Genomic DNA, 22,046 nt, shown 5'->3' on the forward strand with positions numbered 1-22,046 from the left:
GGCGCTTACCAGTAGTAGCGGAGCTTCTGCGCCCACGGGCTGCCCGGATAGGCAGTCTTGAGCGTATCGAACCAGCGCTTGCGCGTGTTTTTCGGCACGTCCTTGCCGCCGCATTCGTTGGAGCCGGCCGGCGCATAGCACTTGATCGCGCGGTAGAACGCGTACGCGCGGTCGTTCGGGTTCGCCTGCGCATCGGCCATCACCGTCACGTAGCTCGACATCCGCTCGTACGGCTTGCCCGCGAACTGCGACGGCGATGCACCGAGCGTCGGCGGCACGCGGGTAGCGGACGTGTTCGACGCGCTGCGCATCCACGGCGGCACCGGATCGCTTTCGAGGCCGGACGCGGGCGGATGCAGGCGCACGAAATCGGCGAGGCAGTTCAGCCCTTTCGGATCGGCGGGATTCTGCTGCAGCGCCGTGGCGATGTCGCGCGCGGACAGGCACGCGTAGCCGTCTTCGTTCTTCGCGCCGGATGCGATGAACGGCTTCAGCGGATCGGCGGGCGTGCCGGACACCAGCGCGGTATCGGCGATGAATTCCGCGTAATGCGAGCGCGTGAGTTCCTTGTACAGCAGCGTGTACAGCGCGGTGTCGCGCAGCGCGCCGCCGGTCGCCTGGTTCTGCGCCTGCGCGCGCAGCAGGTCCGCATTGGCCGTGCGCTGCAGCAGGACTGCACGGATCGCGGCGTTCTGCACGACGGAATCGTCGGCAAACACGTCGTTGACGAGGCCGGCCTGCTCCAGGTTGATCGCAAGCGCGAGTTCCAGCATTTCGCGCTGGAAGCGGAATTTCGCGAGCGGGACCAGGTCGCGCCACAGCTGGCGGGCCTTGTCGTTCTGGCCGCTGTCCTCCAGCGCGAATGCGCGCAGCGCCTGCTGGCTGAGCCCGAAGTAGTCGAGCGGCGCGGCGGGCGTCTGCGGCAGCAGTTCGAGCGCGGCATCCGGCTTGTGCCCGATCTGGACATACCAGGTTGCGAGCAGGTAGTCGTACAGCGCGGGCGCGTTCGCGAAGCGCGGCTTCTGCGCTTGCAATTCGTCCAGCGTCATCGGCTTGCGGGTCGAATCGCTGCTGTCCGACACGCGCATGCGCTGCAGGTCGACGGTGGCGAGCACGGTGGGCGACTGGATCTGGCGCGCGTCGAAGTCCGGTCCGAACAGCAGCTTGCTGTCGAGTTCGTTTGCCAGTTGCATCAGCGGCACGTTCGATGTCGCCGGCGACCAGCGCGCGAGTGCGTGGCCATACAGGTCGGCCTGCTGCGTGACGTTGCCGCCGAGCCACGCGACACGCCGCAGCAGCCCCGTCGCGGAGGCCGCATAGCGTCCCTGCGGATACACCTTCAGGTAGGTGCGGAACACCGTGTTCGCGGCGTCGAGCGACACCTTCGACACGCGTGCGCGCGACGGCGTCGGGTTGTCGTTGTCGAATGCGTTGGCTTGCGCGGCGTTCAATTGCGCGCGCCCGGCCATATAGAGGCCGGTTTCCTTCAGCCACGGGTCCGCGCTGTGCGATGCGTTCGCGAAGGCCCGGGTCGCGGTGAGGAAGTCGGCGCGGTAGAACGCGTTCGTGCCGTCGAGATACGCGGCGAACTGCTGGCCGAGCGGCGACTTGACCGGCGGCTTCGTCCACACGGCGCTCGCGCCGCCCGCGGCACAGGTTTTTTGTGCGATGTCGGCGCGCGCCGCGCGCAGGCGCGTGGCCTCGTCGGCGGGGAGGCCGCCGGCGCCGCCGAGGGCGTCGTTGAATGCGTCCGAGCCCGAGCCCATGCTGCGGCAGATGCTGCCTTCGCCGTCGGCATACCGGTTCGACGACGCATCCGCATCCGGCGCGTTGCCGGTCTTGTCGGGCTCCTTCTGGCCGATGTAGATCCATCCGGAGAAATCCATCGGGAACGGCACGACGATCTGGTTGATCCGCTCTTTCGCGGGGATGGTCTTCGGGTCCGGAAACACCTGCGCGACCTTGCTGCTATCGACCATCATCAGCATCGCGTTGATGCGCGTGTCGTTGGCGGGCGTCAGGATCGGCAGGTTGCCGCACGAATAGGAAGATTGCCGGAGCGTGTTCGGCACGTAGCAGCCGTCGTCCCCGCTGGCATGGGCGGCCGGCGTCCAGAGCAGGCTGGCCGCCAGCGCGGCGAACAGGTTTCGGTGCAGCGATGGGTTTCTTGGCATTTTTCTTGTGCTGGGTAGGAGGCCGCGACGGCCGGATCTCTCAGGGGGCGCGGTTTGCCCCGGCGCGTATCGTACCTCACGGGCGGCAACGCCTGCCGGCGTGCAGCCGGGCCGGCCCGGCCGAGCACAGGCCCGGCGAAATGGAAGTCCACTCAGTGTGGACGCAACGCCACCTTGAATCCGGATCGCTTGAATTAAGATGCAGCCGGCAGTGACGGACATCCGACGAAAGACGACCCGGCGTGATCGTTGCTGCCCGACGGGGGAGGTTTGCCGCAAGCGGCGTTCGCGTCGATCCGCACGGCGGAATCGATCATCAAGGGGGGGCGAACCGATGCCGGTTTCCATGCCTGTTAAATAGTATTGCTTATCAATGGGCCGGACGATGGGATGCGTCGTTGCGGCGGACGGCAGACGAGAGTGCGCCGGCAAATGAAAACAAGAGGATTCCGATGAAACCCATTACATGGATGGTCATGGCAGCCGCGCTCGCGCTGACCGCATGCGGCGGCGACGACGTCGCGACGAACGACGGCGCGTCGTTGTCGACGCCGAACAATCCCGGCTCGCCTTCCGGCCCGACCTCGCCCGGTGGCGGCTCGAGCGGCGGCCCGACGGGCGGCGGGTCCACGCAGCCGCAGGCCGGCTGGTCGACGGCCGCTGCGGTGGACGGCAAGGGGCCGGAGGGCGATCCCAGCGTGACGATCGACGCAAGCGGCAACGCGCTCGCCACCTGGATGACCAATGGCCCGGCCGGCGCGAACGGCAACGAGATGTGGGGCGCGCACTATGTCGCGGGTTCGGGCTGGGGCAGCGCGACGCGGCTCGACACCGGCGACGGCTCGCATTCGATGAACACGACGAGCTCGAGTCCGCCGCAACTGGTCGGCAACGCGAGCGGGCAGGCCGTCGCGTTCTGGACCGAATGGATGCCGGGCCCCAACACGTACGCATTGTGGGCGCGGCCGTACAGCCCGGCCGGCGGCTGGGGCGCGGCATTCGAACTGGTGCCGGACGTGACGGGTTCGACCTATTCGGCCGGGATCGACAGCCAGGGCAACGCGCTCGTCGCGTGGACGCAGTCGATCAGCCTGCTCGATACGCGCATCGCGTGGTCGCGCTACACGCAGGCCGGACAGTGGTCGTCGCCGGCGGTGATCCAGATGCCGGTGCAGAGCGGGCCGGGGGCGGTGACCGGCGACACCGACAACGTGAGGCCGATGATCTCGGTCCTGTCGTCGGGCCGTGCCGTGCTCGCATGGCGGCAGACCAACCATACGCACTCGGCGCTGTGGACCGCCACGTACGACGCGGCCAACGGCTGGACCAACGTCAATCAGGCCGTGTCGAACACGAGCCTGTTCACGACGATCATCTCGCCGGTGGCAGGCATGGACGCGAAGGGCAACATCACGCTGCTTTGGGGGGAAATCGACGTGACGGGCGGGAAGATCTACACCGCCACGATGTCGCAACGATATGTGTCCGGAACCGGGTGGCAGCCCGCGCAGCCCGTTTCGCCGGCGATCGTCGAGCCGACGGGTTTCATCGCGACGCCGATGCTGGCCGTCAACGACAACGGCGTGGCCGCCGCGATGTGGGCGGAAGGCGGCGCGGCCCTGCAGGTGAGCGTCGCCGATACCAGCGGGAACTGGGGGCCGCTGCAGCGGCTGACGGAGCACCTGAACGGTGCGGCTGGCCAGTATCCGCCGCTCGTGGTCGATGCGGGAGGCAACGTGACGGCGGCATGGCAGGACACGGGCCTGCCGGGCGCGTCGGCGGTCATCGCGGCCAGCTACCGGAAGGGTGCGTGGAGCGCGTCGACGGTGGCGGCCCAGAGCGCGTCGTGGCCGGCGCTGGCCGTGAACGCGACGGGGGCGATGGCGCTTGCCTGGCTGTCGTATGTCCCGAGCGTCGGCAGCCAGGTGCAGGCCAGTTTCTATACGCCGGGATCGTAACCGGTTCGCGCCGGGAAATTGAGGGAGAAAGCATGAAAGGAAGCTTGCATTGCACCGTCCGGACCGCGCTGGGCGCCCTGGTCGCGGCCCTCGTGTTGTCCGCGTGCGGCACGACGCAGATGAACATGATCGACGTGCAGACGTCGACCGCGAAGACGCTCGGGCTCGCGTCGTCCGACGAGATCACGATCGCCAACGTGCAGTACGGGAAAAAGGACGGACTGGGCGGCCAGAAGGTGAGTTACGACGCGACGACCGGCAAGGGGCGGCGTTTCGGCTGTACGGTGTTCATGATTCCGGGGCTCACGCCGATCGATCGGCCGACGTACAACAACTGGGAATGCCATCCGCAACGCTGATGGCTGCGATGACGACGACGCCCGCCGCCGGGCGCCGGTCGACCGTTTGGGTGGACGATGTACTGCGCCGGCCTTGCGCCGGCGCAATTTGGTCCGATAATCGACGAACCGATGCACCCTTTCCCGCCGGTTCGATAAAAAAACTGTCATGGATCAAGCAGCATTCGTCCCTGTTTTCAAGTTTCGCACGATCGACTACCCCGAGCCGGACCGGTTCCATGTCTGGGTCAAGGACATGCTGTGCGACTACCGGCTCGATGACGACGGCGGGCTCGGCCCGTTCGACGCGGAAGCGAGCGGCGCGGCACTCGGCCCGCTGATCCTGTCAGGCAGGCACTGGCGCTCGCGCGCGCCGACCTATACGGTGCACCGCACCCCGCGGCGAATCCGTCTCGACGGGCAGGATTCGATCCGTTTCACGCTGCTGCTCGGCGGGCGGCTCGCGTGCCATACCGGCGGGCCCGAGCTGATCAAGGGCGCCGGCGACCTGTTCGTCTACGACGTCGCGCAGATCAACGACTGCCAGGTCGAGGCCGGCGACGTGATCAGCCTGGTCGTGCCCAGATATCTGCTGCCGAGCCACGCGGCGCACGCGCACGGCCAGACGCTGACGAGCGGGGTGGGGCGCCTCGTCGCCGACCAGATGCTGTCGCTGTTCCGGAACCTGTCGAACCTGCGCATGCACGAGGTGCCGAGCATCGTCCAGTCGATGCTGCTGTTGCTGGCCGCGGCCGTTTCACCTGCCGCGCAGGCGTTGAACGATGCGCGCGGCCCGATCGATCATGCGCTGGTCGACCGGGTGCGCCGCTACATCGACGTGCACCTGCTGGAGCCGGACCTCTCGCCCGAGCGGATCTGCCGCGACATCGGCGTGTCGCGGGCGCGGCTCTATCAGTTGTTCAAGGAGGAGGGCGGCGTGATGCGGCAGATCACGCGCCGGCGGCTGCGCCACGCGTACCACGTGCTCGGCGATCCGCAGCGCCGGCATCAGCGCATCGCGGAGATTGCGTGGGCGCATGGCTTCCCCGACGAGAAGTATTTCCACCGGCTGTTCAAGGCGGAATTCGGCCATACGCCGAAGGAGACGCTCGAGTGTGCGGCCGCGCCGGTCTTGCTGCCGGTCGATGCGGCCGACGCGCGATGGGGCGACGGCGGCAGGCTGACCGGGTGGACGCTGCCGTTCGGCGTGCTCACCAACTGAGCGGGCCGGGCGTGTGCGTCGCGCGGCGGGCGTGCGCGAGCATCACGCGCACACGCTGCTTGCGATGCCGCCTTCGTCCGTGTCGTCGATCGCGGCCCGCAGGTCGTCGATCGCCACCATCAGTTCGCGGACCTGCCGCAGCGACGGGTATTGATGCAGCACGGCATGCCATTGCGGCAGGGTCAGCAGTGCGTGCCACACGACGCCGAGGCCGTCCGGATCGGCATCCCGCTGCTGCGCGAGCGCGCTCGCGTATTCGAGGCTCGCCTGCGCCGACAGCAGCTGCATCCGGCTTGCGGCGCCCAGCAGGCGCGGCGTCGCGTCCGCGGAGGCATCGCAGCAATAGAGCACGTCCCGTTGCAGCGACGCTTCGTCGGTCGCCAGTGCGCGCAGCGATGCGCCCTGCACGCGCACCGTGCCCTGGTGCGTCTCGAACGCATAGACTGTGCCGGGGTCGGCCTGCGCGAGCAGGTTCAGGCCGCGCAGCAGCCGCGGCAAATCGGTCGTCGCGGCATCCGCGGACGCCTTCGCTTCGACGAGGAAGCGGACGTTCCATGCGGACGCGGGATCGGTGCCGCGCGCGCGTTCGAGCAGGATCGCGTCCCATTCGGTTTTTGCGCGGTCGTGCCGGCCCGGTATTGACGAAGGCACGCGCATCGACGTGACCACGCGGTAGGTCCGCTGCTCGTCCACCGCGTCGAGCCTGCGTGCGAGCGCATCGAGCGCCTGTGCCGCCAGCGCTTCGACGGCAGCACCGCGCTGCTGGGAAGCGGCGCCCTGCGCAACGGCGACCGTGCTGCCTTCGAGCGGCCCCTGGCGGACCCACAGCGCGCGGTATCGGCGCACATCTTCGTCCGATGCCAGTGCATCGAGACGCAGCATGCGTTCGAGCGCGGGGCTGTCCTTCAGCTTGACGATGTCCTGCTCGAAAGCGGCGTCGGTTGCCATGTCGGGCAGCGCGAGCAGTTGCGCCAGCGCGGCATGCAGACCGGCCCACGACGCTGCAGTCGCGGCCGCATGCAGCCTTGCGAGGCCGTCGCGTTGCCAGGCCAGTGCGCTGCGCTCGAGCTTGGCCGGGTGCGCGATCGCATTGACGGCCGAGTGGAGCGCGCGCCGGTCCTGCTCGGCGTGCGCGGACAGCGACGCGTATTCGCGTACGCTCGGCGCATCGTGACGCAGCACCGAGGCCTGAAACGACGGATCGCCGGATGCCGGATCCATTGCGTCGCGGATCATCTGCGCGAGTGCATCGATGAAGCGTTGCCGCAATGCTGCGCCGGGAGCGTGGCCGTCTGCCCGCATCCTGCGCGCCGCCTCGATCACGATCGCCAGGGCGGTGGCCGGGTTCGTCGCATCGGTCAGCGACGACGCGCCGTCGAGCGGCGGCAGCCGGTAACGGCGCACGACGGCGTGCAGGGTTTCGTCGAGCAGGGCGGGAAGCGGTGTCAGCGACATGGCGGGTCTGGGCGTGAAGGCGATGCGCGTGTGCGGCGTCAGGGCCGGAACGCGCGACGATGTGCAACGTTATCACGGCGGATCGAAGGTGCACGGTGTCGTGTCGCATCCGCGTCATGGGGTGACGGGCGGACGAAGCGTGCGTCGTCGATGCCGGCAACCCACATTTCGCGCGAGGCTGAAGCATCCGCTGGCCGCCGCCGCCATAATCCGCACGTGCGGCCTGACGCGAACGGGGCGATGCCGACCCGGCCAGCCCCGTCCCGTCCCGCGAATCCGAGTTACCCGACATGCAGCCAGCCCTGACCCGCAGCCCGCCCGCCGTCGCGGACCTGCTGCTGCTCCTGACGCTTTCGACGTTATGGGGCGCGTCCTACACATTCATCCGGATCGGCGTCGAGACGATCCCGCCGCTGACGCTGATCGCCGCGCGCACCTTGATCGCAGGCGCGGTGCTGCTGATGTGGATGCGTGTCCGGCGGATTCCGATGCCGCGCGATCCGACGGTCTGGCGGCGTTTCTTCGTGCAGGCGCTGCTGAACAGCGTCGTGCCGTTTACGCTGATCGCGTGGGCCGAGCGTTCGGTCGAAGCCGGTCTCGCGACGATCCTCAATTCCGCTTCCCCGGTGCTCGCGTTCCTCGGCACCTGGCTGATCACGCGCCACGAACCCCTGACGCCGCGCAAACTGTTCGGCGTCGTTGCGGGGCTGGTGGGCATTGCGATGGTGGTCGGCGTCAGCGTGCTCGACGGACTGGGGCGGCAACTCGTGCCGCAACTGGCGATCGTCGCGGCGACCGTCTGCTACGCGGGCGCCGCGATCTACGGACGCTCGTTCAAGGGGCTGTCGCCGGCCGCACCGGCCGCGGGCTCGCTCGTCGTCGGCGCGCTCGTGCTGGTGCCCGCGAGCCTCGTCGTCGACCGGCCGTGGACGCTTCATCCGTCGCCGCAAGCGCTGCTGGCGCTGGCCGCGCTCGCGATCTTCTCGACGGCGCTGGCGTTCGTCATCTACTTCCGGCTCGTGCAGACGCTCGGTTCGGTCGGCACGACCGCGCAGGCCTATCTGCGCGTGCCGATCGGCGTCGGCATCAGCATGGCGCTGCTCGGCGAGTCGCTGTCGATGTCGGCCTGGCTGGGACTCGGATGCGTGGTCGCGGGCGTGGCGGCGATGACGCTGCCGTCACGAAACGCCGGGCAGCCACGCACCTGACCGATCACGCCGTCAACGTCACCGACAGGCTGCCGAGCTCGCCGAAGCGGACCGTCAGCGCATCGCCGAGCGGCACGTCGATCGCGCCCGCGTACGAACCCGTCGTCACGATCTGCCCGGCGCGCACCGCATCGCCGCGCGACGCGAGGAAATTGACGAGCCACACGAGCGGCTTCAGCGGATCGCCGTCCGGATGGCGGCCGTCGATCGTGCGGTTCAGCGCGCCTTCGAACGACAGCGCCAAGGTGGCGAGCGGCACGTTCAGCCCGTCGGGCACGACGGGGCCGACGCACAGCCCCTGGTTGAATTGCCCGTCGGCCAGCAGCTCGAACTTCGACGCGCGCGCCGGTTCCGCATAGCGGCAGCCGAGCACCTCGAGCACGACGCGCACTTCGCGGATCGCGGCGCGCACGTCGCTTTCCTCATACGGCCGCTCGCGGGCGGGCAGGTCGCGATCGAGCACGAACGCGATTTCCGGTTCGATCCGTACGATCGGCCCGCCGACGACGCGGTACGGCGCATCCGCTTCGCGGATCGTCGACGCGAAGATCGGCGCGAGGATCACGCGGTCGGGCGGCGGCAGCGCGCATTTCCATCCGCCGACGGGTTCGCCGAGCAGGTCGGCCACGCGTTGCTGGATCGCGAGCGCGGTGTCGACGTCCTCGGGGCGCAGCGCATCAGGCAACAGCGGGCCGGGCGAGCCGGCATGGCGGGCGGCGACGAGATGCTGGGCGGCGCCGTCCACGCGTTCGGTAGTCGTTGTCATGTCGGTTGAGCGAGTTGAAAGTGGGGCCGGCAAAAAGGGGCCGGACGAAAGTCGCATCGTCGATGATAGCGCCTTCGGCACGATGGCCGCTCGATCCGGGCGCATAGGGACGGCTCGCGGCCGTCGCGCAGGCCCTCGGGATATCCCCTAGCCGATCGTTTCATGCCGGTGCTTGCACGCCGGGCAGGTTGTGCGACACAATAGGGAAAGCGCTTTCCCAAATGAATCGGACGACGGGAAACGCGGGCGCCCTGCGCGACGGATCGCGGCTGCATGCCGCACAGCCGGCCGCCGCACGCCACTGGCCGTACGCAACGATTCAACAACAACGTGGAGACAGCAGATGTTCAACAGGCTTCGAGCGGTAACTTTCGCAGTCCTTTCAGTGCTGGCGGCGCAGGTGTGCGCCGCGCCGGTCACGCTCGACGTGACGGGCTGGAAGGGCGGCGGCGCCGAGCCCGCCAACATGGCGGCGCTGATCGCAAAGTTCGAGAAGGAAAACCCCGACATCAAGGTCAAGTTCGAATACATGTCGCGCAACGACACGACGACGGTCGTGGCGTCGCGGCTGCAGGGCGGCAACGGGCCCGACGTGCTGATGGTCGACCGCGAGCTGATGCGGCAGTGGCAGGGCGCGCACCAGTTGCTGGATCTGAGCGGCGAGAAGTGGGTGCCGACGATCTGGCGCGGCGTGCGCACCCATACGCAGATCGGCGGGAAGACCTACATGCTGCCGATGGAACTGGTCGGCATCGGCTTGTTCGCGAACCTCGACCTGCTCAAGCGCGCGGGCATCGCGACGGTGCCGACCGACGTCGACCAGTTGAAAGCCGCGTGCGGGAAGCTCGCGGCGGCCGGCATCACGCCGATGCTGCTGCCCGCGAAGGAAGGCTGGGCGCCCGCGGCGCTCGTGATCGCGTCCGGGCTCGCGGCCGGCGGCGGCGACGCGGATGCGCGCGCCGAGTCGTTCGTCGGTGCGGGCAGCGCGCGCTTCGCGGCCGATCCGGCGTTCAAGCAATCGATGGCTGCGCTGAAGGTGCTCGCGGACGCGAAGTGCTTCGTGCCGCGCCTGAACAATGGCGTGAGCGCGTGGAGCACGGGGCTGACCGAATTCCAGGCCGGCCGCGTCGCGATGATGCCGCAGGGCGCGTGGAATATCGCGAAGTTCAGTGCGACGAAGGGGCTGTCGTTCCAGTTCGCGCCGCTGCCGGCGCTCGTGTCCGGCAACGGGCCGGTCGCGCTCGACATGCTCGGCACCGCGTGGGCGATCAATGCGGCGTCGCACCAGGCCGATGCCGCGAAGAAGTGGCTCGCGTTCTGGGCGCGCCCCGACAACGACCGCCAGTTCCTCGACGCGGAAGCCGGGTTCAGCCCATTCGAGGGCGGCACCGACGCGATGCCGCCGCAGGCGCAGCCGTACGCGGCCGCGCAGAAGAACGGGCACGTCGTGCTGTATCCGAAGGGCGTGTGGACCGGCGCGCTGTTCACGGCGATCTGGAATTCGATGTCCGCGTATTTCCTCGACATCGGGCAGGACCCGGCGAAACTGCTCGCCCGTTGGGATGCGGCCGCGCGATGAGCTGCCTGACTGCTGACATTTCCCGTGCCGCGCGAGGGTGCGCGGCGCGGTTCGACGAAGGAGGCGCACGATGAAGCGCAACCGGACCTTGCTGTGGTGCGCCGTGCCGGCGCTCGCGCTGTACGCGCTGCTGAGCCTGTATCCGTTGTTCAAGGCCGCGCGGATGAGCCTGACGGATTTTTCCGGCGTAGGCGATGCGCACTGGATCGGGCTCGCGAACTACGCGGCCGCGTTTCGCGATCCGGCGAGCCTGCATACGCTCGTCGTCACGTTCGCGTATGCGGCGATCGTCGTGATCGTGCAGAACGGGCTCGGGTTGCTGTTCGCGGCGCTGCTGTTCTCGCTGCCGCGGCTGCGAGGCGCGCTGCGGGTCGGGCTGCTCGTGCCGAGCATGTTCTCGGCGGTGATCGCCGGGTTCGTGTGGGAGTACCTGTACTCGCCCCTCGGCGGCGGCATCAACGAGCTGCTGCATCTCGTGCATCTGGACGCGTTGCAGCAGGTATGGCTCGGCGATCCGTCGGTCACGCTGCCGGCCGTCACGGCCGTGCACGTGTGGATGTACGTCGGCTATTCGACGGCGATCTTCCTGGCCGGCTACCTGAACATTCCGTCGGAACTGCACGACGCGGCGAAGCTCGACGGCGCGAACGCGTGGGTGCGCTTCACGCGCATCGACTTGCCGCTGCTCGCGCCGGCCTTCACCGTGAACATCACGCTGAGCACGATCGGCACGCTGAAGACCTTCGAACTGCCGCTCGTGCTGACCAACGGCGGGCCCGACGGCGCGACGACCACGCTCGGGCTGCAAATTTTCCACAGCCTGTTCAACGACTACAAGTTCGGCTTCGCGAGCGCGTTGTCGATGATCATGCTCTCGATCGTCGTGGTGGTCGCGACCACCCAGAACACGATCCTGCGCCGCCGGGAGGACAACCTGTGAACGTCATCCGCCAACGCTTTCATGCGGACCATCCGTCCGCCGGCACGTCGGGCGGCGGGCTGCGCGCGGGCACGCTGCTGCGCCGCGTGCCGGGCTTCGCGCGGCTGGTGGCCGCCATCGCGATCGTCGCGATCGTGCTGCTGCCGACGATCTACATGGTGCTGATGTCGCTGCGCACCGGCGACGACATCATCGCGCGCCCGCTCGGGCTGCCCGATCACGTGTTCTTCGGCAACTACGTGGCCGTGTTCACCGAGATGAACTACTGGCGCAGCGTCGCGAACACGATCGGCATCACGCTCGCGGTCACGTTCCTCGTCGCGCTGCTGTCGTCGCTCGCGGCCTATCCGCTGGCCCGCGTGAAGGGCCGGTTGTCGACCGCGGTCTACATCGTGCTGACGCTCGGCCTGACGATCCCGATGTTCGTCAGCCTGACGCCGCTGTACGTGCTGTTCCGCGACCTGCACCTGCTCAATACGTATCTCGGCGTCGTGCTCGCGTACACCGTGCAGAGCCTGCCGCTCGGCGTGTTCTTCTACACGAGCTTCCTGAAGCGCATTCCGCTCGAACTGGAAGAAGCGGCGGTGATGGACGGCTGCAGCCCGCTGCAGGTGTACTGGTACATCGTGCTGCCGCTGCTGCGGCCGATCACCGGCACGCTCGCGATGTTCGTCACGTTGTCGGTGTGGAACGACCTCGTCTATCCGCTGCTGTTCCTGACCGACTCGTCGAAGTTCACGATCACGGTCGCGGTGTTCCGCTTCATCGGCACCAACGACATCGACCCGACCAAGCTGTTCCCGGCGGCGGTGATGGGCACGCTGCCGCTGCTCGTGCTGTTCTTCATTCTTCAGCGCAGGATCGTCGCGGGCATCACGGCCGGCGCGGTCAAGGGGTGAAATCATGAATCCATTCGAATCGCTCGACGGCCGCGTGATCGTCGTCACCGGCGGCGGCGACGGCATCGGTCTCGGCATCGTCGAAGTGCTCGCGCAATGCGGCGCGCAGGTCGTCGTCGCGGAGAAGAACGTCGCGCGCGCCGATGCGGTGCGCGAACGGCTCGGCGGCCGCGACGCGCTGTTCGTCGAAACCGACGTCGCGGATCCGGCGAGCGTCGTCGCGCTGTTCGGGCGCGTCGACGCGCATCATGGCCGGCTCGACGGGCTCGTGAACAACGCGGGCGTTACGCTGCACGGCCCGTTCGATGCGTTCTCGCTCGACGACTGCGACCGCCTGTACCGCACCAACCTGCGCTCGATGTTCCAGTGCGCGCAGCTCGCGGCGCCGCGCATCGCTCGCGCCGGCGGCGGCGCGATCGTCAACATCGCGTCGAACCATGCGGGCGCGAGCGTGCCGGGCTTCGAGATGTACGCGGCGACCAAGGGCGGCATCGTCGCGATGTCGCGCGCGATGGCGACGAGCCTCGCGCCGCAGCGCATCCGCGTCAACACGCTGAGCCCCGGCTTCACGCTGAACGCGCCGATCGGCGCGGCGCTCGAGCGCGATCCCGCGCTGCTCGACGCGTATCGCGCGCTGCATCCCGCGCAGCGCATCAACGAGCCGGCCGATATCGGCCGGATCGCCGCGTTCCTGCTGTCGGACGCGGCGACCGGCATCGCCGGCGCCGATCTCGTCGCCGACAACGGCATGTCGGCACTGCTGTTCAACCGGACCCGTTCCTCCACATGAAGATCACCGAAATCGAAACATTCGCGGTCGCGCCGCGCTGGCAGTTCGTCAAGGTCAGCACCGACGAAGGGCTGGCCGGCTGGGGCGAGCCGATCGTCGAAGGGCGCGCGGCCACGACCGCGGCGGCCGTGCACGAACTCGCCGACTACCTGATCGGCCGCGATCCGCGCCACATCGAGGACCTGTTCCAGGTCATGTACCGCGGCGGCTTCTATCGCGGCGGCCCGATCCTGACGAGCGCGATCTCGGGCATCGAGCAGGCGCTGTGGGACATCAAGGCGCGCGCGCTCGGCGTGCCCGTCTACGACCTGCTCGGCGGCCCCGTGCGCGACAAGGCGCGGGTCTATGCGCACGTGAAGGGCGACACCCCCGAAGAGATGGCCGCGAACGCGCGGCAGCTCGTCGAGGCCGGCTATACCGCGCTGAAGATGGGGGTCGTCAACGCGACCGACTGGATCGAATCGCCGGCGGCGATCGACCGCGCGGTCGCACGCTTCGGCACGGTACGCGACGCGATCGGCAAGGAAGTGGGGCTCGGCATCGACTTCCACGGCCGCGTGCGCCGCCCGGTTGCGAAGGCGCTCGCGAAAGCGCTCGCGCCGTTCGATCCGATGTTCTACGAGGAATTGCTGCTGCCCGAGCACAACGACGCGCTGCGCGAAGTCGCGCGCGACTGCGCGGTGCCGCTCGCGACGGGCGAGCGGCTGTTCACGCGCTGGCAGTTCAAGGCGCTGCTGCAGGAAGGTGTCGTCGATATCGTGCAGCCCGACGTGAGTCATACGGGCGGTATCTGGGAGCTGCGCAAGATCGCGGCGATGGCCGAAGCGTACGACGTCGCGGTCGCACCGCATTGCCCGCTCGGCCCGCTGACGCTCGCGGCGTCGCTGCAGATCGATTTCTGCACGCCGAACGCGTTCATCCAGGAGCAGTCGACCAATGTGGCCTATCACGACGACAACGCGATGTATGCGTACACGCGCGGCATCCCGTTCGCGTTCGACGCGGGCTACGTGGCGCGTCCGGATGCGCCGGGGCTCGGCGTCGAGATCGACGAGGAGAAGGTGAGGGCAGCCGCCGCGACCGGGCACCGCTGGCGCAACCCGGTGTGGCGCCGCGAGGATGGCTCGGTCGCCGAATGGTAAGCGGCACGAACGGACGAGGAGAAACGCAATCATGGCAAGTGTGTCGCTCAAGCAGATCCGCAAGCGTTACGACGACGGCGCGGATGTGATCAAGGACGTCAGCCTCGACATCGAGGACGGCGAATTCATGGTGTTCGTCGGCCCGTCGGGCTGCGGCAAGTCGACGATGTTGCGGATGCTCGCGGGGCTCGAGGAGATCACGTCGGGCGACCTGCTGATCGACGGCCGCCGCGTCAACGACGTGCCGGCCGCGAAGCGCGGGCTCGCGATGGTGTTCCAGAACTACGCGCTGTATCCGCACATGACGGTGTTCGAGAACATGGCGTTCGGGCTGAAGCTCGCGGGGGTCGACGCGGCCGAGACGCGCACGCGCGTCGGGCAGGCGGCCGAAGCGCTTCGGCTGTCCGCGCTGCTCGACCGCAAGCCGAAGGCGCTGTCGGGCGGCCAGCGGCAGCGCGTCGCGATCGGCCGCGCGATCGTGCGCAAGCCGGGCGTGTTCCTGTTCGACGAACCGCTGTCGAACCTCGACGCGGCGCTGCGCGGCGGGATGCGGCTCGAACTCGCGCGGCTGCATCGCGAGCTCGGCAGCACGATGATCTACGTGACGCACGACCAGGTCGAGGCGATGACGCTCGGCGACCGGATCGCGGTGTTCAACGGCGGGCGCATCGAGCAGGTCGGCTCGCCGCTGTCGCTGTACGAGCAGCCGGCGAACCATTTCGTCGCATCGTTCCTCGGCTCGCCGTCGATGAACTTTCTGCCGTGCCGCGCGCGGGGCGGTGCCGATGCGCCGCGCTTCGACGTGCCGGGTGGCTCGCTCGCCGCGACGCAGGACGCGTCGCGCACGTGGCCGTCGGGTTCGCTGCAGCTCGGGATCCGGCCGGAGAACCTCACGGTCGGCGCGCCCGGCACGGGGCTCGACGGCCGCGTCACGCACGCCGAGCATCTGGGCGACGCGACGATCGTCTATGTCGAACTCGCGGGCCACGACCGGCCGCTGTCGGTGCGGCAGAACCGCGACGCGTATGCGGTCGCGTCGGGGCAGCCGGTCGGTGTGCGCGTCGACATGCGGCACGCGCACTTCTTCGACGACGCGGGCCGCGCGCTGTAAGGCCGGCTCCCGGCAGGTTCCGCCCGCCGCACCGGCGGGCGGCCGAACGCATGCACAAAAACAGAATTTCGATGACGACAGTAAAACTGGTACAGGGCGCGAACGCGATCCTGGGTGAGGGCCCGCTCTGGTGCGAACGCTCGGCGTCGCTCTACTGGATCGACATCAAGCGCACCGCGCTCTACCGCTACACGCCCGGCCACGGGCAGACGGGCTTCTGGCTGCTGCCGGAGCTGGCCGGCTGCGTCGCAAGCGTCGACGACGGGCGGCTGCTCGTCGCGCTGAAGAGCGGCCTGCACCTGTTCGATCCCGCGCACGGCACGCTCGAACGGCTGGCCGACGCCGCGCACGCGCGGCCGTCGCTGCGCTACAACGACGGCGCGGTCGATGCGCGCGGCCGCTTCTGGGTCGGCACGATGGCCGACGACGGCGACGGACCCGGCGATCTGCATTGCTTCGAGCATGCGCGTGCGTCGCGTGTCGCGGTCGCGGGTTTCGCCTGTGCGAACGGAATGGGCTGGAGCCCGGACGGCGCAACGATGTACGTGACGGATTCCGGCCGCCGCACGATCTTCGCGTACGACTTCGACGTCGCTGCGGGGCAGTTGTCGAATGCGCGGCCGTTCGCGACGTTCGACGACGCGCGCGGCGTGCCGGACGGGCTCGCGGTCGATGCGCAAGGCGGCGTGTGGTCGGCGGTCTGGGACGGCTGGCGGCTGCATCGCTATGCGCCCGACGGCGCGCTCGACAGGGTTGTCGAGATGCCGGTGCAGCGGCCGACCAGCGTTGCGTTCGGCGGCGCCGATCGTGCGACGCTGTTCGTCACGTCGGCGTCGGTCAACGTGAGCGCGGACGGGCTGTTGCGCGGGCCGCTCGCGGGCAGCCTGTTCGAGACACGCCCGGGTGTCGCCGGGCTCGAACAGCATCGTGTTGCGCACGCATGGCTCGGTGACGCGGTCGCGGCCACGCCGCGTTGAACGGGCAAACGGCCGGGCGGTCAGCGGCGCCGCGCGTCGCGCGGCCGCACCGTCGATTCGCGCACGACCAGCCGCGCATCGAGCATCGTATGCGGATCGGGCGACTTGCCGGCCAGTGCGTCGAGCAGCGTCGTCATCGCGACCTCGCCCGCGCGCTCGGTTTCGGTGTCGATCGACGTCAGCGTGGGCGACGTGAGCTTGCCGAGTTCGAGGTTGTCGAAGCCGCACACGGCGACGTCGTGCGGGATCGAGATGCCGAGCCGTTCGGCTTCCTTGATGAAGCCGGCCGCGATCATGTCGTTGTAGCAGATCACCGCGTCGGGCGGCTCGGCCGACAGCATCACCGACGCGCACACGCGCTCGCCGTCGGCCACCGTCGCGCGCGGCACGCTGAAGGTGCGCAGCGGCAGGCCGGCACGCGCGAGCACCTGCTCGGCGCCGGCGCGGCGCTCGTCGTCGCCGCGCGCGTTCGGCAGGCTGATATACGCAAAGCGCTGGTATTTCTCCATCAACAGGTGTTGCCCGAGCATCTCGCCCGCGCGGACCGGATCGGAGTACAGCGTGAGCAGGCCGTCGCGCGGCGCGGAGCCGACCGCGACGACCGGCTTGCCGAGGCTCGCGGTCCAGCGCAGGTCGTCGTCGGGCATGCTGGTGTTCAGGATCAGCCCGTCGACGCGCCGGCTCAGCTTCGTCAGCGCCGGCCGTTCGCCCTTGCGGTTCTCGTCGGCATCGACGATCAGGACGACGAAATCGTTGCGCTGCGCGATCCGGTTCACGCCCTTGACCATCGCGGTGAAGTACGGGTTGAGAATGTCCTGGATCACGACGCCGACCGCACCCGTCTGGCCGGTGGCCATCGAGCGCGCGAGCGGGTTCGACTCGTAGCCGAGCTGCTCGATCGCCTCGGCGATGCGGCGCTCGACGTCCGGCGAGAAGCGCTTCGTCTTGTTGATGAACTTCGAGACGGTTCCGATGGAGACGCCGGCAGCGGCGGCGACTTCGTTGATCTTGGCCACGGTGAAAGTGAGTGTCAGTGCATTTTGCCGGCGAGCATAGCATGCGCGCCGGCGGCGGCGGCCGTGCGGCGGCATCGCATGCGTGCCGCGCGACCGGACTCGGTAGTATCCCTTGGGGGGCCAGAATTTTCTTGAAAAAGCGCAATCGCGCGCCGACAATGAAAACGCTTTCCCATTTCGCGAGCATAGCACGCGTGCCTTCCGTTCGAAACGTAGCGGAAAACGACACACGACAACCGCCGCGAAATTTTTTTGCTGTTGAGGGAAAGCGTTTTCCCAAATCAGACGAAACGTCAACGAAAAGCAGGAGGAGATCTTGATGCGACAGTACGGGTGGATCGCGGCGCTGGCCCTGGCGGTGCCGGCGGTGGCGCAGGCTCAGTCGAGCGTCACGGTGTGGGGGCGCGTCGGCGGCGACGTGCAGTACCTGAGCGGCGTGCAGAACGGCCCGCATTCGACCGGTTCGCGCTTCTCGGAAGGCAACGACTGGGGGACGAGCATCCTCGGCATCACCGGCAAGGAGGATCTCGGCGGCGGCAACCAGGCGGTATTCTGGCTCGAGTCGTCGATCAATGCGGCGAACGGCAACTACGGCGGCGGCGTGCTGTTCCAGCGCGGCGCGTGGATCGGGTTGAAGAACGAGCGTTACGGTTTCCTGAGGCTCGGGCAGGGCTCGTTCATCAACAGCTATATCTGGTCGTACGATCCGCTGCTCGAGGAGAACTACTCGGTCGAATCGCTGACGTCGTACCGCAATGGCCCGAAGCTGTCGAACGGGATCCGCTACGAATCGCCGAAGTTCGGCGGCTTCTCGTTCGCGCTGCAGGCGAACCTCGGCAACAGCTCGAACGGCTGGCTGCGCGGCTCGCCGAACAATGTCGGCGCGACGGGCCTGTCCGACGGCGCGACGGTGGCCTATACGCACGGCGACTTCGAAGTGCGCGCCATCTGGAACGAGATCCGCAACCAGTACGGCCGCGAGGACAACCTGTTCACCGCGTCGCAGGAAGCGTTCATCGGCGTGCGCGAGCGCTTCGGCCCGGCGCTGGTGCAACTCGGCTATACGCGCTACAGCGCGCCCGATACGCCGGCCGGCCTGTCGCGTACCGCGAACTACTACTGGGGCGGCCTGACGTACGACGCGACGCCGTTCCTGCATCTGCAGGGCGCCGTCTACTCGATGAAGATCGACGCGGGCCAGTGGACCGCCGACCACAGCGGCGAGGGGCGCTCGGCGATCATCGGGCTCGGCACGATGTACGACCTGTCCAAGCGCACGTTCCTGTATGCGACGGCCGCGCACGTGTTCAACAGCGCGAACGCGAACCTGGGCGTGAACCCGCAGTCGCCGGGGCTCGGCAACGGTAACGGGCTGGGTGCGTCGCCGATGCCGGGGCACGGACAGACGGGCATCTATGCGGGGATCGAGACGCTCTTCTGATCCAGGCCGAATCATGCAGCGAGCCGCAACCGTCAAACAGAGGAATCCTATGCAAGATGCAACACCACGTGCCAGCGGGCAATCGCCGTTGCCACGCCTGATCGCACTCGACTGGGGCACCACGTCGCTGCGCGCGTACCTGATGGCGGACGCGCGCACCGTGCTCGACGAACGCGCCGCGCCGAAAGGCGTGATGCAGATCGGCGGCGCGGGCGTTGCGATCGCCGACGCTTGCGATGACGCGTTCGAGAGCGTCTGCGGCGCGTGGCTCGATGCGTGGCCGGACTTGCCGGTCGTCGCGGCCGGCATGGTCGGCAGTGCGCAGGGCTGGCGCGAGGCGCCGTACGCGGACGTGCCGATCGATGCGGTGCGGCTCGGCGCGTCGCTGCAGCCGGTACACGCGCGGCGCGGCGCGATCGTGCACATCGTGCCGGGGCTGATCCAGCGCGGCGAACTCGCGAACGTGATGCGCGGCGAGGAGACGCAGATCGTCGGCGCGCTGCATGCGGGCGGCGCGGCGCACGACTCGGCGCCTGCCCGGTGGATCGGGTTGCCGGGCACGCATTCGAAATGGGTTGCCGTGCGCGGCTCGCGCATCGAGCGCTTCCGCACGTTCATGACCGGCGAGCTGTACGCGCTGCTGTGCACGCACAGCCTGCTCGGCCGCACGATGCGGCCGCCGGCCGCGTTCGCGCGCGATGCATTCGAGCGCGGCGTGCACGCGGCGCAGGCCGGCCATGCGACGGGGCTGCTCGCGACGATCTTCGGCAGCCGCGCGCGGCTGCTGGCCGGCGAACTGGCGGCCGACGAGCAGCGCGACTACCTGTCCGGCGTGCTGATCGGGCATGAGCTTGCGGGGCTTGCCGCGGAAGGCGACGGGCCGGGCGCCGAAGCAGGCGCCGGCGCGCCGCGACCGATGCTGATTGGCGATGCCGCGTTGTGCTCGCGTTACCGGCACGCGGCGTCGTTGTTCGGCTGGCCGCCGGTGGACACGATCGACGGCGCGGCGGCGGCCGGTTTGTGGGTGCTGGCCGAGCGGGCAGGGCTGTTGCCCGCGGCAAGCGAGGGGGCGCCGGTTCGTCTGGACGAACCGGCTGCCGGAATGGGCGGACGGCATGCGGAGCGACCGGCGGTCGACCCGGTGCCGGATCACGAATGCAATATTTCGGGAGACTGACTTTGAAACACTGGAAGATTGTCGCAGCGCCGCTGATCGGCGCGCTGGCCGCATGCGGCGGTGGAGAATCGGCGGACGGCGTGGCGGGGCAGCAGCTTGCCGCCGCGTCCGTGGCCGGGCAGGCCGGCGGCGCGACGCCCGGCACGCTGCACGTCGACTGTTCGCTCGGCGCGAATGGAACGGGATCGCCCGCGACGCTCGGCACCCCGGCCAATCCGATCCGCGATCTCGCGACGCTGAACCGGATCGTACTCGCACCCGGCACGCACGTGCGCTTCAAGCGCGGCACCACCTGCAACGGCAGCTTTACGCCCGCGCCGGGCAGTACCGGCGCGGCCGGCGCACCGATCGTCGTCGATGCATACGGCGACCCGAAGGCATCGCGCCCCGTCATCGCGGCCGGCTGTGCGGATACGACGGCCGACCCCGACCAGTCGATCACCGAGCAGCACAAGACGCCCAACGGATTCAGCGGCTATTACTCGCTGTGCAAGACGGACAACCCGACCGTGAACCGCGCGGCGATCTATCTGTACAACACGCAGTACTGGGAGATCCGTTCGCTGGAACTGACCAACGATGCGACGACCGTCGGCGGCCGCCTCGGGCTGTACGTGCGGCTCGAGGATTACGGCACGGGCAGCCACTACCATGTCGACGACGTGTACGTGCATCACGTTCGCGGCTATCTGAAGGATGTCGCCGGCAATACGGTCGGCTCGTACAAGACGACCGGCGGGATGCTGTTCGAGGTGACGCGCGACAACGAAGTCGTCGGCACGAAGGAGAAGCCGACCAACTTCGACGACATCGCGGTCGAGAACAGCGAAATCTACGCCGTCGATGCGGTCGCACTGTCGACGCGCTCCGCGTGGATGTGCCGCGAAGGCGGTGCGCCGTGCGGCGACTATCCGCCGTACAAGGGCAATCCGGCCTACCTGACGAATCCGGCCACGCAGGCGGCGTCGGACTACTTCCCGATGACGCGCGTCGTGCTGCGCAACAACCTGATCCACAACGTCGGCGGCGACGGCATCATCGTGCGCACGGCAACCGCGCCGAAGGTCGAGGCGAACCACCTGTACGACATCTGGATGCGCGCACCGGGCAACAGCGCCGGCGCGTGGGCGATCAACACCGACGATGCGCTGTTCCAGTACAACGAAGTCAACGGCGTGCGGTTGCAGAACAACATCGAAGCCGGCGACGGGATGGCGTTCGACGCGGATCTCGGCACGCGCAACACGCGCGTGGCTGCGAACTTCAGCCACGACAACGACGGCGGGCTGATGCTGTTCTGCGGATGCGGTTCCGACGGCCTGGGCCACACGGCGCAGGAGACGGGGGCAATCGTCGAAAACAACCTGAGCCTGAACGACAAGCGGCGGATCATCTCGGCGGCGGGATCGGCCGATTCCGTCGTGCGCGACAACGTCGTGATCACGCGTACGCCGGGGCTGGTGACGCCGATCGTCGAGAACCTCAGCTATGCGAACGCGTTCCAGGTGACGGGCAACCGCTTCTACAACGCTTCGGATAGCGGCGCGATCTACCGGACGAAGAATGCGCAAGGCAGCTACGCGAACATCGTGTGGAGCGGCAACGCGTACTTCGGTTATGCGGCGGATTCCGAGTTCACCGGGCCGAACTATCGCCACGGTGCGCAGCCCGACACGGTGCTGCCGTTCGCCGGACAGGACGTGGACGCGGTCGCCGGTGCCTGGTTGCGCGACAGCGGGTTCGACCGGCACAAGTACCGCGCGCCGCACGCGCGATGACGGGCCGGGCGCGGGCGTCGATGCGTGGCGCCCGGTGCCCGGCGCGTGCGTCGTCCGGTCGCGGGCCGGACGCCC

At 68.6% G+C, this 22,046-nt stretch carries 18 protein-coding genes; 14 read left to right on the forward strand and 4 right to left on the reverse strand.

Features of this window, described 5'->3' with window-relative positions; all coding sequences use genetic code 11:
- Positions 1-5 precede the first annotated feature (5 nt).
- On the reverse strand, positions 6-2,174 hold the full coding sequence (locus BLA15945_RS29460) for a hypothetical protein (RefSeq protein ID WP_174994057.1): 2,169 nt from the start codon (positions 2,172-2,174) through the stop codon (positions 6-8).
- 452 nt (positions 2,175-2,626) lie between these two features.
- Here BLA15945_RS29460 and BLA15945_RS29465 point away from each other — a divergent pair, with 452 nt between their 5' ends.
- From BLA15945_RS29465 to BLA15945_RS29475, 3 genes are all read left to right on the forward strand, one after another.
- Positions 2,627-4,132 carry a hypothetical protein gene (locus BLA15945_RS29465; RefSeq protein WP_174994058.1) on the forward strand — a complete coding sequence of 502 codons (1,506 nt, stop codon included), beginning with the start codon at positions 2,627-2,629 and terminating at the stop codon, positions 4,130-4,132.
- Positions 4,133-4,164: 32 nt separating this feature from the next.
- Entirely contained in the window at positions 4,165-4,491 is a 327-nt protein-coding gene (locus BLA15945_RS29470) for a hypothetical protein (RefSeq protein ID WP_059242140.1), read from the forward strand.
- A 148-nt stretch (positions 4,492-4,639) separates the two neighbouring features.
- On the forward strand, positions 4,640-5,692 hold the full coding sequence (locus BLA15945_RS29475) for an AraC family transcriptional regulator (protein ID WP_059242137.1): 1,053 nt from the start codon (positions 4,640-4,642) through the stop codon (positions 5,690-5,692).
- A gap of 42 nt (positions 5,693-5,734) precedes the next feature.
- Here the strand turns inward: BLA15945_RS29475 and BLA15945_RS29480 are convergent, their stop codons facing one another.
- Complete coding sequence (locus BLA15945_RS29480; RefSeq protein ID WP_059242136.1) at positions 5,735-7,147, reverse strand: hypothetical protein; 1,413 nt, start codon at positions 7,145-7,147, stop codon at positions 5,735-5,737.
- A gap of 290 nt (positions 7,148-7,437) precedes the next feature.
- Between BLA15945_RS29480 and BLA15945_RS29485 the strand changes: the two genes are divergently transcribed.
- Complete coding sequence (locus BLA15945_RS29485; protein ID WP_174994059.1) at positions 7,438-8,355, forward strand: DMT family transporter; 918 nt, start codon at positions 7,438-7,440, stop codon at positions 8,353-8,355.
- Positions 8,356-8,359: 4 nt separating this feature from the next.
- On the opposite strand, the gene BLA15945_RS29490 is transcribed toward BLA15945_RS29485, so the two are convergent.
- The gene (locus tag BLA15945_RS29490; protein ID WP_059242132.1) at positions 8,360-9,121 is read right to left on the reverse strand and encodes a 2-keto-4-pentenoate hydratase; all 762 of its coding nucleotides are present in this window, start codon (positions 9,119-9,121) and stop codon (positions 8,360-8,362) included.
- A gap of 343 nt (positions 9,122-9,464) precedes the next feature.
- On the opposite strand from BLA15945_RS29490, the gene BLA15945_RS29495 reads away from it, so the two are divergent.
- From BLA15945_RS29495 to BLA15945_RS29525, 7 genes are all read left to right on the forward strand, one after another.
- On the forward strand, positions 9,465-10,700 hold the full coding sequence (locus BLA15945_RS29495) for an ABC transporter substrate-binding protein (RefSeq protein ID WP_174994060.1): 1,236 nt from the start codon (positions 9,465-9,467) through the stop codon (positions 10,698-10,700).
- Positions 10,701-10,770: 70 nt separating this feature from the next.
- Positions 10,771-11,640: a carbohydrate ABC transporter permease gene (locus BLA15945_RS29500; protein WP_174994061.1), complete on the forward strand. Its 870-nt coding sequence runs from the start codon at positions 10,771-10,773 to the stop codon at positions 11,638-11,640.
- The gene (locus BLA15945_RS29505) at positions 11,637-12,539 is read left to right on the forward strand and encodes a carbohydrate ABC transporter permease (protein WP_174994062.1); all 903 of its coding nucleotides are present in this window, start codon (positions 11,637-11,639) and stop codon (positions 12,537-12,539) included. Before BLA15945_RS29500 ends, BLA15945_RS29505 begins: the two co-directional genes overlap by 4 nt.
- A 4-nt stretch (positions 12,540-12,543) precedes the next feature.
- Entirely contained in the window at positions 12,544-13,329 is a 786-nt protein-coding gene (locus tag BLA15945_RS29510; protein WP_174994063.1) for an SDR family NAD(P)-dependent oxidoreductase, read from the forward strand.
- The gene (dgoD, locus tag BLA15945_RS29515) at positions 13,326-14,471 is read left to right on the forward strand and encodes a galactonate dehydratase (protein WP_059242122.1); all 1,146 of its coding nucleotides are present in this window, start codon (positions 13,326-13,328) and stop codon (positions 14,469-14,471) included. Before BLA15945_RS29510 ends, dgoD begins: the two co-directional genes overlap by 4 nt.
- A gap of 31 nt (positions 14,472-14,502) precedes the next feature.
- Positions 14,503-15,582 carry an ABC transporter ATP-binding protein gene (locus BLA15945_RS29520; protein ID WP_174994064.1) on the forward strand — a complete coding sequence of 360 codons (1,080 nt, stop codon included), beginning with the start codon at positions 14,503-14,505 and terminating at the stop codon, positions 15,580-15,582.
- A gap of 71 nt (positions 15,583-15,653) precedes the next feature.
- On the forward strand, positions 15,654-16,559 hold the full coding sequence (locus BLA15945_RS29525; RefSeq protein ID WP_174994065.1) for an SMP-30/gluconolactonase/LRE family protein: 906 nt from the start codon (positions 15,654-15,656) through the stop codon (positions 16,557-16,559).
- Positions 16,560-16,579: 20 nt separating this feature from the next.
- On the opposite strand, the gene BLA15945_RS29530 is transcribed toward BLA15945_RS29525, so the two are convergent.
- Entirely contained in the window at positions 16,580-17,575 is a 996-nt protein-coding gene (locus tag BLA15945_RS29530) for a LacI family DNA-binding transcriptional regulator (RefSeq protein WP_063805298.1), read from the reverse strand.
- A 319-nt stretch (positions 17,576-17,894) separates the two neighbouring features.
- Between BLA15945_RS29530 and BLA15945_RS29535 the strand changes: the two genes are divergently transcribed.
- From BLA15945_RS29535 to BLA15945_RS29545, 3 genes are read left to right on the forward strand one after another with little or no spacing between them, the layout of a single operon-like run.
- On the forward strand, positions 17,895-19,016 hold the full coding sequence (locus BLA15945_RS29535) for a porin (RefSeq protein WP_174994066.1): 1,122 nt from the start codon (positions 17,895-17,897) through the stop codon (positions 19,014-19,016).
- A gap of 49 nt (positions 19,017-19,065) precedes the next feature.
- Positions 19,066-20,193: a 2-dehydro-3-deoxygalactonokinase gene (locus tag BLA15945_RS29540; RefSeq protein WP_174994067.1), complete on the forward strand. Its 1,128-nt coding sequence runs from the start codon at positions 19,066-19,068 to the stop codon at positions 20,191-20,193.
- Between the two features lie 2 nt (positions 20,194-20,195).
- A complete protein-coding gene (locus BLA15945_RS29545; protein WP_174994068.1) occupies positions 20,196-21,971 on the forward strand; it encodes a right-handed parallel beta-helix repeat-containing protein in 1,776 nt (591 codons plus the stop codon).
- Positions 21,972-22,046: the final 75 nt, after the last annotated feature.

This window comes from Burkholderia arboris (assembly GCF_902499125.1).
Taxonomy (GTDB): domain Bacteria; phylum Pseudomonadota; class Gammaproteobacteria; order Burkholderiales; family Burkholderiaceae; genus Burkholderia; species Burkholderia arboris.